Consider the following 12,137-nt stretch of genomic DNA (forward strand, 5'->3'; position numbering starts at 1 on the left):
ATCGGATGATGCGGGGCGAGAAAGGCGCCGAACTTGAGGCGTGCCATGGGTGTTTGCTCCGGGCTTATTGTTCTTGGTTGCTCGGCTGCAAACTAGGCCGTGGAAAGGGCCAAGGGAAGTGTAAAGGGAAGGGCAAAGGCAATCGCCGAATTTACACCAAATTTACACCCTTGGGCCCTTAAGCTAAGAGAGCTTCCCGTTTTCCGTTTCGAGGCAAAGATGTATCTGAAGCAATCCGACTCCCCTGCTTCACTGCAGCTTTCCAGCCAGCGCAAGCGCGATCTGCTCGACCATTTCGAGACCAATGGCGACGAGCTCGATCGCTGGCGCCAGTTCAACGTCGCCTACCACGAAGACGACCTCAAATTCATGAGGTTCCTGATTCCGCCCGGCAAGCGGGTGCTGGAATTGGGCTGCGGCCGCGGCGATCTGCTCGCCGCGCTAGCGCCGTCCCATGGCGTCGGGATCGATTTCGGCGCCAAGACCATTGCCCGCGCCAGCCAGCAGCATCCCGGGCTCCATTTTGTTCTTGGCGATGTCGAGGATCCGGCGACGCTGGCCGCAATCGAAGGACCGTTCGATTACATCGTGATCGCCGACACCATCGGCATGTTCGAGGACATCGACGGCACATTGAGTCTGGTGCAGCGCCTCTGCGCACCGTCGACGCGGATCATCATCTCCTATTACTCCCATCTGTGGGAGCCGGTGCTCAATCTCGCCGAGCTTTTGCATTTGCGCAGCAAGCAGCCGAAGATCAACTACATCGCCACCGCCGACTTTCTGAACCTGATGGACCTCGCGGATCTGGAGGTGATCAGCCAGGAGCAGCGGCAGCTGCTGCCGCGGCGCTGGCTCGGATTGGGTCCGTTCATCAATCGCTTCATTGCGCCGTTGCCCGGGATCAGGCAGCTGTGCCTGCGGACCTATCTGGTCGGGCGTCCGGTCCGGCACTTCCCGGACCGCAAGTTTTCCGCCAGCATCCTCATTCCCTGCCGCAACGAAAGAGGAAACATCGAAAGCGCGATCCAGCGCATGCCGCGATTCGGCTCATCTCAGGAAATCCTGTTCGTCGAGGGCAATTCCAGCGACGGCACGTTCGAGGAATGCGAGCGGGTCCGCAACGCCTACAAGGACAGCTGGGACATCAAGGTGCTGAAGCAGGACGGCAAGGGCAAGGGCGATGCGGTCCGCAAGGGATTCGCCGCGGCGACCGGCGACGTGCTGATGATCCTGGACGCCGACCTGACGATGCCGCCGGAAGCGCTGCCGAAATATCATGCGGTGATCGAGACCGGGAAGGCGGAATTCGTCAACGGCACCCGCCTGATCTATCCGATGGAGCACGAGGCGATGCGCCCGCTCAACCTGATCGCCAACCGATGCTTTGCCTATCTGTTCAGCTATCTCGTCAACACCCGGCTGACGGACACGCTGTGCGGCACCAAGGTGCTGCTGCGAAAGGACTATGAAGTGCTGGCGCGGGAGCGCGCCTATTTCGGCAATTTCGATCCGTTCGGCGATTTCGATCTGATATTCGGCGCGGCCAAACAGAATCTCAAAATCGTCGAAACGCCGATCCACTACAAGGCGCGCACCTTCGGCGAGACCCAGATCTCGCGGTTTCGCGACGGCTGGCTGCTGTTGAAAATGGTGTGGTTCGCCTATCGCAAACTGAAGGCGATCTGATCGTCATTGCGAGGAGCAGCTAAACAATCCAGCGACTGTCATTCCGAGGCGATGCGAGGCATCGAACCCGGTATCTCGAGATTCCGGGTCTGGTGCTAACGCACCATCCCGCAATGACGGAGTCCCGGTTACCTTGTCATCCGGTTCCACGCGTCCAGCCCGGCGATCTTGTAGGCTTCGGCCAGGGTCGGATAGTTGAACGTGTTCTGGATGAAATAATCGATCGTGCCTTTGAGATTGAGCACGGCCTGGCCGATATGGATCAGCTCGGTGGCGCCCTCGCCGAGAATGTGCACGCCGAGCAGACGGCGGGTCTTGGTCGAGAAGATCATCTTCATCATGCCGCTGTTGAGCCCCATGATGTGCCCGCGCGAGGTTTCGCGAAACCGCGCCACGCCGACCTCGTAGGGAATGCCGCGGGTTCGCACCTCTTCCTCGGTGAGGCCGGTGGTCGAGATTTCCGGCACCGAATAAATCCCGTAGGGAAAGAATTCGGGCGGCGCCATCGGCTCCATGCCGAGCGCATGACAGGCCGCCACCCGCCCCTGCTCCATCGAGGTGGACGCCAGACTGGGAAATCCGATCACATCGCCGGCGGCATAGATATGCGGCACGCTGGTTTGCAGGGTCAAAGGGTCGACTGCGATCCGGCCGCGATGATCGACCGCGATCCCGGCGGCTTCGAGATTGAGCCGGTCGGTGGCGCCGACGCGCCCCGCCGCGAACAACAGCATCTCGGAGGTGACGTTGCGGCCGTCGGAGAGTTTCGTCACGATGGCGCCGCCTGCGGCGCGCTCGATCGAATTGACGGCGGAGCCGAGCCGCAGCGCGACATTGCGGTCGCGCAGCTCATGCATGAATTCCTCAATCAGTTCCTTGTCGATGAAATCAAGGAAGGTCGGCCGCGGTTCGATCAGCGTCACCGCGACATCGAGCGCCGAGAAGATGGTGGCGTATTCGACGCCAATGACGCCGGCGCCGATCACGGCAAGACTGCGCGGCAGCTTCGGCAGGTCGATGATCTCGTCGCTGTCGAACACGGATCTGTTGTCGAACGGCACATAGTCCGGCCGGAACGGCCGCGTGCCGCAGGCGATCAGGATGTGGGCGGCGGACACCATGCGGGTCTCACCGCCTTCCGCCGTCACCTCGATCTGGTTCGGCCCGGTAAAGCGCGCCTCGCCGCAGGCGGTCTTCACCATGTTGCGGCTGAACTGATGTTCGAGCACCTCGACTTCATGGTCGAGCGTCTTTTGCAGCCGCGCGATCAGATCGGCGGCGCCGATATCCTGCTTGACCCGGTAGGACCGGCCATAGAAGCCGCGCTCGCGCCAGCCCGACAGATTGAGCACGGTTTCGCGCAGGGTTTTGGAGGGGATGGTTCCGGTATGGACCGAAACGCCGCCGACCCTTCGGCCTTTTTCCACCACCAGAACCGACTTGCCGAGCTTGGCGAATTGCACGGCGGCTCTGCGGCCGGACGGGCCGGAGCCGATCACAACCATGTCATAGTCATACATCGAAGGCGGCCCCGAACTCGCGAGAAGCACTGGAAGGATGGCCCGAGACCATTTTCCATGCAGCAATCGGGCCAAAATCTCGGAAAAACCGGGAAATGCTTACCTCGGTGGTAATCGCCAGGAAGACCGAAGCCTGAGATCGTCGGATGCAAAAGATTTTGGATCAGGCGGCTTCGCATGCATCAGATGGTTTCAACCAATGTGGACACCTCGCGCCGCTGGTGGGTGCTTGCGATCGTCGTTGCCGCGCAATTCATGTTCGGGGTCGATGCCTTCATCGTCAACGTGGCCATTCCGACCATCGCCATCGAGCTCAACGCCAGTCCGGCGCAGCTCGAGGCCGTCATCGCGGTCTATCTGATCGCCTATGCGACGCTGGTGGTCACCGGCGGCCGGCTCGGCGATATCTACGGCACGCGGAGGGTATTTCTGGCCGGTGTGCTCGGCTTTTCCGTCACTTCGCTGTGGTGCGGGCTGGCCCAATCCGGCCCTGAACTGATCGCCGCGCGGCTGGCGCAAGGCGCGACCGCCGCGCTGATGGTGCCGCAGGTGCTCGCCACCCTTCATTTGCTGTTTTCGGACGCATCGCGCGGCCGCGCCTTCGGCATTTACGGCATCGTGCTCGGCCTTGCCGGCGCGGCCGGGTTTCTGCTCGGCGGCTTGCTGGTGACCGCGGATGTCGCGGGGCTCGGCTGGCGCGCCGTGTTTTTCGTCAACGTGCCCTTCGGGATCGTCATCACGGCGGCGGCGGCGGCGATCATGCCGACGGTGCCGCGCCGCGCCGGCACGCGGCTCGACGTTCCCGGCGCCATCGTTCTGTTCAGCGGATTATTGTGTCTGATCGGTCCGCTGCTGTTCGGTCACGATGTGCATTGGGCGCCGTGGATTTGGCTGCTGATGGCGGCGGGCGCCGCGATCGTTGCCGGATTCCTGCGGCTCGAACGCCGTGTGGCGCGTCGTGGCGGCATGCCGCTGATCGATCTGGCGCTATTATCCGACGCCACGTTCATGCGCGGCCTGTACGCGGCGTTCTGCTTCTTTTTCGCCAACCTGTCATTCTACCTGATCATGACGATATTCATGCAACGCGGCTTGCATCTTCCGCCGCTGCGAGCCGGTATGGTCTTCCTGCCGTTGACGCTGGCCTTTGTCGTCGCTTCCCGCCACAGCGCGGCGCGGGCGCGGCATCGCGGCACATTTGTGCTGATCGAGGGCTGCGCGCTGCAGATCGCCGGCCTTGCGGTGCTGGCGCTGACGGTGGCGCTGGTCGAGACTCCCACAGCGTCGTTGCTGGCGCTGGTGCTGGCGATCTTCGGCTACGGCCAGGGGCTGGTGATGGCGCCCTTATCGAGCGCGGTGCTGTCCACGGTGAAGCCGGCCAGCGCCGGATCGGGCGCCGGGATGTATGGCACCTGCGCCCAGATCGCCAATGCCGCAGGCGTTGCGGCCATCGGTGCGGTATTTTTTGCCACCGAAGCCGTCTTCTCCGCGCGGCTGGCGCTGTTGGCATCGTTGGCGCTGTTCGCGCTGTCGATTGCCGCCTGTGCCGCATTGCTGTCGTGGATGCGGCGGGCGGAACCGAACGCCCGTTAAGGACGACGATCACAAACCTGGGGACCGACAGCACACGGTCTTTTTATTTTGCAGTGCAGCAACTATCTGGTCTTGGTGGGGTTGTCCCCCGACAAGGAGCTGCCGTGTCTCTCGCCCAAAATATCGAATTTCTGCGACGCTTGCCAAAGATAAATGGAATCAATGGGTTGGGAGATTTTGGATGGGGTACCAGGCAACCTCTCCACAGTGCCCTCGTTGAAATCACGGGATTCGGGACCAATCCGGGCGATCTGCGGATGTTCTCATACGTACCCGAGAACCTTCAGCCAGTACCCGCTTTGGTCGTCGTTCTGCATGGCTGTGGTCAGACCGCCGCCGGCTACGACCTGGGCGCCGGCTGGTCCACGCTCGCGAAGCATTATGGTTTCGCGCTGCTGATGCCCGAACAGCAGTCTTCGAATAACGGCCAGGGCTGCTTCAACTGGTTCAGTCCCGAGGACACCACGCGCGGCAGCGGCGAAGCCTGCTCGATCAGCCAGATGATCGCGCGGATGGTAACCGACCACAGGATCGACGCGCATCGTATTTATGTCACCGGACTTTCCGCCGGCGGCGCCATGACCTCGGTCATGCTCGCAACCTATCCCGAATTGTTCGCAGGCGGCGCCGTGATCGCGGGATTGCCGTTCGGCGTTGCGACCAATGTACGGGAAGCGTTGCACGGAATGTTCCAGACGCCTGCCCGCCCGGCCGCCGAATTGGGCGACCTGGTGCGCAACGCTTCCGATCATCGAGGCCCCTGGCCGAAAATTTCGGTCTGGCACGGCAGCGCGGATCGCACCGTCAACCCCGCGAACGCCGATGAGATCGTCAAGCAATGGCTCGATGTCCATGATCTGCCCCCGGCACCGATGTCGGAGGGTACCGTCGATGGCTATCCCCGCCAGATCTGGTGGAACGCGGATGGTGAGACACTCGTCGAATCCTACACCATCACCAATATGGCGCATGGCACCCCGCTTGGGATTGCCGACAATGATGAGCGATATGGTGCGCAGGGCGCGTTCATGATCGAGGCGGGAATCTCGTCCTCGTATCACATTGCGAATTTCTTCGGCCTGACCGAATGGATTCGTCCGCCCAAGGAAGTTGTCAAGGAAACTGCCAAGCCAGCTTCGGCCGAAGCTGCAAAGGAAGCCGCGAAGAAAATTCCGGTGGCCTCCGCGTTGCCCGCACGGACACCGGATATCGCCGCGGTGCTCTGGCCGCTGGCGACCCTCAAGCGCGAGCCGCCACGTCCGTCGCAACGCAGCGGTATCGACGTCAGTGCCGTCATCACGCGCGCGCTGACGGCCGCGGGTCTGATGAAATAAAGCGCCGGCGTCGATGAGACGCCGCAGAGGCCTCCGGTGCTTCGGCGTAGGGACCTGTTAAGGATGCCGCGCAAGCTCCTGCCATTTTGTTCCGTCCCTGGAAAAATAGATCGGAACCAAATGCACGGGCTAAGGGTTTGCTGAGATTGTGACAGGCGGTTAAGTTCCGGCCGCCAATTTTGAACAAACCCGGCGCCGATCGTCCTGAATGTTGAAGATCAACAGACCGACTTCAGCGGACTTTCTCGCCGGCGGCGGCGAGATGGGCGCGCTCACGCGAGCGTACAACTGGTCGGCAAGTCCGCTGGGGAAACCCGAGACCTGGCCGCAGAGTCTGCGGACCGCGCTGCGGATCCTGTTGAATACCAACCATCCGATGTTCATCTGGTGGGGCCCACAGCTCATTCAGTTCTACAATGACGCCTATCGCCAGACCATGGGACCCGAGCGCCATCCGAGCGCGCTTGGCCAGCGTGGACGGCAATGCTGGGCCGAGATCTGGCCCATTATCGGTCCGCAGATCGAACAGGTGATGAGCGGCGGAGGCGCGACCTGGCACGAGAACCAGCTCGTTCCGGTCACCCGTCACGGCGGACTGGAGCAGGTCTACTGGACCTATGGCTACAGCCCGATCGACGAAGATGATGGCATCGGCGGCGTGCTCGTGGTTTGCCGCGACGTCACCAAGGACTATCTTGCTTCGATCGCGCTCAGAGAGCGCGAAGCTGAACTGGCGCGCGTGCAGCAGATCGGCCGGATCGGCGGGCTTGAAGTCGATCTGACCACCGGTTTCCGCAATCGCCGGTCGCCGGAATATCTGCTGATCCATGGACTGCCGCCGGATGCGGGCAACGAGTCCCACGAGGACTGGGTCCGGCGCATCCATCCCGAGGATCGCGAGGCCACCGAAAAAAGATTCCGCGACGCCGTCGAAGGCAAGATCCGCGACTACACCACGCAATACCGGATCATTCGTCCCAGTGACGGTGAAACGCGCTGGATTTCGGTCAAGTCCACGATCGAGCGCGACGCCAATGGAAAAGCGCTGCGCCTGATCGGCGCGCACACGGACGTCACCGAACAGGTCGCGGCGGAGCAGGCGCTGCGGCAGAGCGAGGAGCTCTACCGCAAGCTTGCGGACCAGCTCGCCGAGCTGAATGCGACGCTGGCGCAGCGTGTCGAGGAAAAGACCAGGGAGCGCGACCGGATCTGGAACGTGTCGCAGGATTTGTTGTTGGTCGCCGATCGCAACGGCGTCTGGCGAACGGTCAATCCGGCCTGGACCACAACGCTTGGCTGGAGCGAGGCCGAGTTGCTCAATCGCACCTCGGAATGGCTGGAGCATCCCGGCGACAACGGCATCACGCGGGCGAAAGTCGGGGAGCTCGCTGCCGATGGGAGCACCGTCAGGTTCGAAAGCCGCCTTCGCCACAAGGACGGATCATATCGCTGGCTGTCGTGGATGGGGGTGTCCGATAGCGACAGCAATTATGCGGTTGCCCGCGACGTCACCGCGGAGAAAGCCGCGGCAGAGCGGCTAAAAGCCACCGAGGAGGCCCTGCTGCAGTCCCAGAAGATGGAAGCGGTGGGGCAATTGACCGGCGGCATCGCGCACGACTTCAACAATTTATTGACCGGTATCGTTGGATCGCTGGATCTGCTGCAGACCCGTCTCAACCAGGGACGAACCGACAACGTCTCGCGCTACATCCAGGCGGCGATGACGTCGGCGAACCGCGCCGCCGCCCTCACCCATCGCCTGCTGGCCTTTGCGCGGCGCCAGCCGCTGGTTCCGAAGGTCGTCGACGTCAACCAGCTCGTGGTGTCGCTGGAGGATTTGCTGCGCAGAACCATCGGCGAGACCATCGATCTCGAAATTATCGCGTCGGACGGATTGTGGTGCACGCTGTGCGATCCCAACCAGCTGGAAAGCGCGCTGCTCAATCTCGCCATCAATGCCCGCGACGCCATGCCCCATGGCGGCAAGCTCGTGATCGCGACTTCGAACGCGCGGCTCGACGCCGTGACCGCCGATACGTCGGCGCTTTCGCCCGGCGATTACACTTGCATTGACGTCACTGACACCGGAACCGGCATGAGCGCGGAAGTGGCGGCGCGCGCCTTCGATCCGTTCTTTACCACCAAGCCGATCGGCCAGGGTACCGGACTTGGGCTTTCGATGATCTATGGATTTGCCCGGCAGTCGAACGGCCACGCCAGCATCGACAGCAGACTGGGCCGGGGGACATCGATCAAACTTTATCTGCCGCGGCACCATGGCAAACTCCCCGCTGAGCATGCTCCAGGCGTCAACGCGGACCAGCAGGCGGCCCGCGGCGAGACGGTGCTGGTGGTCGAGGACGAGCTGGTGGTGCGCAGCGTGATCCTGGAGATGCTCAGCGATCAGGGTTATCGCACCCTCGAGGCCGCCGATGGCCCCTCGGGTCTGCGCTTCCTGCGGTGCAACGAGCAGGTTGATTTGCTGATCACCGACGTTGGTCTGCCCGGCATGAATGGCCGCCAACTCGCCGACCTGGCGCGGGAAAGCAGGCCCGACCTGAAGATTCTTTTCATCACCGGCTATGCCGAGAGCGTTGCGATCGCCGACGGCTTTCTGCAGCGGGGCATGGAAATGATTACCAAGCCGTTCGATCTCGACAATCTCTCGCGGCGAATTCGCGCCATGCTTTCGGGCTAGAGCGTTTCCCAGCGAAAATCTGCCCGGGACTTGATCCGGGGTGGCTTCAATCCGGCCGTTACACCGCGCCGGAGAGAAACGGATTGGTCAGCCGCTCATGGCCGATGGTGGAGCGGGCGCCGTGGCCGCAGAAGAATCCGACATCGTCGCCGAGCGGCAACAGCTTCTCGGTAATCGACTTGATCAGCGTGGCATGATCGCCGCCGGGAATGTCGCTGCGCCCGACCGAGCCGTTGAACAGCACGTCGCCGACATGGGCAAAGCCCATTTCCTTGTTGAAAAACACCACGCTGCCGGGCGAATGGCCCGGGCAATGCAGAATGTCGAAGGGCACATCGCCGACCAAGACCTGATCGCCTTCCTTGAGCCAGCGATCCGGCGCAAAATCCCGCACCCCGGTCATGCCGAACCGGGCCCCGCTCGTCACCACATTGTCGAGCAGGAACTTGTCGGCGATGTGCGGGCCTTCGATCGGCACCTTCAGCGCATCGCGCAGCTCGGCCGCGCCGCCGACATGGTCGATATGGCCATGGGTCAGCCAGATCTTTTCGACCGACACACCGGTCCGCGCGATCGCGGACTGAATTTTCGGAACATCCCCGCCAGGGTCGATCACCACGGCCTTTTTGGTGACCATGCTCCACAGCAATGTGCAGTTCTGCTCAAACAGCGTCACCGGGATGATAAACGCGCCGATTTTGGCCTGGTTTTCGGTTTGCTGTGCCATGTCTTCCTGTTCCTTGGCCGCACAATGCCCATTTTTGGCGGCGCGCCAAGGAAAAAATTCGTGCAAAGGTTTCGTGCCGCTGTCGAGAATACCAGCCGCGAATGGCGGCTGGATCCTGACGGACGGCTTGCCTATTTTTAACGGCCCTGCGTCGCAAAACCAATTTCCATTCCGGCCGGGGGCGCTCTATGCTTGCGGCGATGGAATCGCATGCCCGCCAGGTCAATCTCGTGCCCGCGCCGGACCGCCGTCAGTCGGAAACGGCGCTTGCGATCGCGCGCGGCACCGCGCGGATGCTGCGCACCCTGGGTTTTTCCTGCATCAGCGAATTGCCGCTGCCGTCGGGACGGCGCGCCGATCTGGTGGCCCTGAACGAACGCGGCGAGATCTGGATCGTCGAGATCAAGTCATCGATCGAGGATTTGCGCGCCGACCAGAAGTGGCCGGAATACCGGGCGCATTGCGACCGGCTGTTCTTCGCCTTCACCCAGGATCTGCCATGCGACATCTTCCCGGCCGAAACCGGGCTGATCGTTGCCGACGCCTATGGCGCCCATCTGCATTGCGAGGCGCCGGAACACCGGCTGCCGGCCCCGACCCGCAAGCTGATGATGGTGCGGTTCGCGATGGCCGCGGCGCAACGCATCAACCGGCTGGTCGATCCGCAGGGGCATGCCGAGTTTTAGAGCATGATCCGGAAAAGTGGGAACCGGTTTTCCCTCGCGACAAACGCCAGAGGCGTTTGCGCGGAGATCATGCTCAAACAAGAAGATGGACGCCGAATTTTACAAGACGCTTTTTAGCCGATGCATTGGCGTCAGGGCGGCGTTCAAGCTGGCTTGAAGCACCGCCCTGATGTCCTGTTCTGAAATCAGGCCAGATCGAACCGATCGAGGTTCATCACCTTATTCCATGCCGCCACGAAGTCATCGACGAAACGCTGCTTGGAGTCCTCGCATCCGTAGACTTCCGCGACGGCGCGGAGCACGGAGTTTGAACCGAACACGAGATCCACGCGGGTTCCCGTCCATTTGAGCGTACCCGTTTTGCGGTCGCGTCCCTCGAACACGTCTTGGTCGGCCGAGGTCGGCTTCCAAATCGTGCTCATGTCGAGCAGGTTGGCGAAGAAGTCGTTGCTCAGCGTCTCCGGCTGCTTGGTGAAGACGCCGTGCTGGGATTGCCCGACATTTGCGTTGAGCGCGCGCAGTCCGCCGATCAGAACCGTCATCTCGGGCGCGGTCAGTGTCAGCAACTGCGCCCGGTCCAGCAGCAGTTCCTCCGCCGAGATTTTGTGTCCCTTGCGCAGGTAATTGCGGAACCCGTCCGCGGTCGGCTCCAATACGGCGAACGATTCCACGTCGGTCTCTTCCTGCGAAGCGTCCGCGCGTCCCGGCGAGAAGGGGACCTTGACGTCGTGTCCGGCCTTTTTCGCCGCCGCCTCGATGGCCGCGCCACCGCCCAGAACGATCAGGTCAGCGAGCGAGACCTTCTTGGCTCCACTGTTGAAATCCCTCTGGATCGCTTCCAGCGTCTTCAGGACTTTCGCCAGTTCGACGGGCTGGTTGACTTCCCAATCCTTCTGCGGCGCGAGGCGAATGCGCGCGCCGTTCGCGCCACCGCGCTTGTCGGAGCCGCGGAACGTCGACGCCGACGCCCATGCCGTCGTCACCAGTTGCGAAACGCTGAGGCCGGAGGCGAGGATTTTCGCCTTCAGGGCCGCAATGTCCTGCTCGCCGATCAAGGGGTGATCCACCGCGGGGATCGGGTCCTGCCACGGCAATATCTCCTTCGGCACCAGCGGGCCGAGGTAACGCACGATCGGGCCCATGTCGCGATGCGTCAGCTTGAACCAGGCCCGGGCAAACGCGTCCGCGAACTGATGCGGATGTTCGTAGAAGCGCCTCGAAATCTTTTCGTAGGCCGGATCGAACCGCAGCGCGAGGTCGGTGGTCAGCATCGATGGCGAATGACGCTTTGACTGGTCATAAGCATCCGGCACCGTACCGGCGCCCGCGCCATTTTTCGGTGTCCACTGATGGGCACCGGCCGGGCTCTTGGTCAATTCCCATTCGTAGCTGAACAGGTTCGTGAAGAAGTTGTTGCTCCACTTCGTCGGCGTCGTAGTCCAGATCACTTCGAGGCCGCTGGTGATCGCATCGCTGCCTTTGCCCGACCCGAATTTGCTGCTCCAGCCGAGGCCCTGCTGCTCGATGCTGCCGGCTTCCGGCTCCGCGCCCACCAGCGATGCATCGCCCGCGCCGTGGGTTTTGCCGAAGCTGTGACCGCCGGCAATCAGCGCGACCGTTTCCTCGTCGTTCATCGCCATGCGCGCGAAGGTCTCGCGGATATCCCGCGCCGCGGCGACCGGATCCGGCTTGCCGTTCGGCCCTTCCGGATTGACGTAGATCAGACCCATTTGCACGGCGCCGAGAGGTTCCTGCAGGTCACGGTCGCCGGTGTAGCGCTCATCCGCCAGCCATGTGCCTTCGGGTCCCCAGTAGATGTCCTGGTCCGGTTCCCAAGTGTCCTCGCGCCCGCCGCCGAAACCGATTGTCTTGAAGCCCATCGATTCGAGG

Annotated in this window: 8 protein-coding genes; 5 read left to right on the top strand and 3 right to left on the bottom strand. The window is 62.3% G+C overall.

The window, feature by feature from the left end; genetic code table 11:
* Positions 1-219 precede the first annotated feature (219 nt).
* Positions 220-1,689 carry a glycosyltransferase gene (locus ABR948_RS22035; protein WP_428122021.1) on the top strand — a complete coding sequence of 490 codons (1,470 nt, stop codon included), beginning with the start codon at positions 220-222 and terminating at the stop codon, positions 1,687-1,689.
* 128 nt (positions 1,690-1,817) lie between these two features.
* On the opposite strand, the gene sthA is transcribed toward ABR948_RS22035, so the two are convergent.
* Positions 1,818-3,209 (bottom strand): Si-specific NAD(P)(+) transhydrogenase, encoded by a 1,392-nt coding sequence (gene sthA, locus ABR948_RS22040; RefSeq protein ID WP_428122023.1) that lies wholly within the window; start codon positions 3,207-3,209, stop codon positions 1,818-1,820.
* Positions 3,210-3,386: 177 nt separating this feature from the next.
* Between sthA and ABR948_RS22045 the strand changes: the two genes are divergently transcribed.
* The 3 genes from ABR948_RS22045 to ABR948_RS22055 all read left to right on the top strand — a co-directional run bounded on the left by ABR948_RS22045 (position 3,387) and on the right by ABR948_RS22055 (position 8,834).
* Entirely contained in the window at positions 3,387-4,802 is a 1,416-nt protein-coding gene (locus ABR948_RS22045) for an MFS transporter (protein WP_428122025.1), read from the top strand.
* A gap of 104 nt (positions 4,803-4,906) precedes the next feature.
* On the top strand, positions 4,907-6,136 hold the full coding sequence (locus ABR948_RS22050; RefSeq protein WP_428122027.1) for an extracellular catalytic domain type 1 short-chain-length polyhydroxyalkanoate depolymerase: 1,230 nt from the start codon (positions 4,907-4,909) through the stop codon (positions 6,134-6,136).
* A 208-nt stretch (positions 6,137-6,344) separates the two neighbouring features.
* The gene (locus tag ABR948_RS22055) at positions 6,345-8,834 is read left to right on the top strand and encodes a PAS domain-containing protein (protein ID WP_428122029.1); all 2,490 of its coding nucleotides are present in this window, start codon (positions 6,345-6,347) and stop codon (positions 8,832-8,834) included.
* A 58-nt stretch (positions 8,835-8,892) separates the two neighbouring features.
* On the opposite strand, the gene ABR948_RS22060 is transcribed toward ABR948_RS22055, so the two are convergent.
* On the bottom strand, positions 8,893-9,561 hold the full coding sequence (locus tag ABR948_RS22060; RefSeq protein WP_428122031.1) for an MBL fold metallo-hydrolase: 669 nt from the start codon (positions 9,559-9,561) through the stop codon (positions 8,893-8,895).
* Positions 9,562-9,761: 200 nt separating this feature from the next.
* On the opposite strand from ABR948_RS22060, the gene ABR948_RS22065 reads away from it, so the two are divergent.
* Positions 9,762-10,247 carry an MmcB family DNA repair protein gene (locus ABR948_RS22065; protein ID WP_428122034.1) on the top strand — a complete coding sequence of 162 codons (486 nt, stop codon included), beginning with the start codon at positions 9,762-9,764 and terminating at the stop codon, positions 10,245-10,247.
* Between the two features lie 185 nt (positions 10,248-10,432).
* Here ABR948_RS22065 and katG read toward each other — a convergent pair.
* The coding region (gene katG / locus ABR948_RS22070; RefSeq protein WP_428122037.1) for a catalase/peroxidase HPI at positions 10,433-12,137 on the bottom strand (1,705 nt) is incomplete at its 5' end.

This window comes from Bradyrhizobium sp., from assembly GCF_050014615.1.
GTDB lineage: Bacteria > Pseudomonadota > Alphaproteobacteria > Rhizobiales > Xanthobacteraceae > Bradyrhizobium.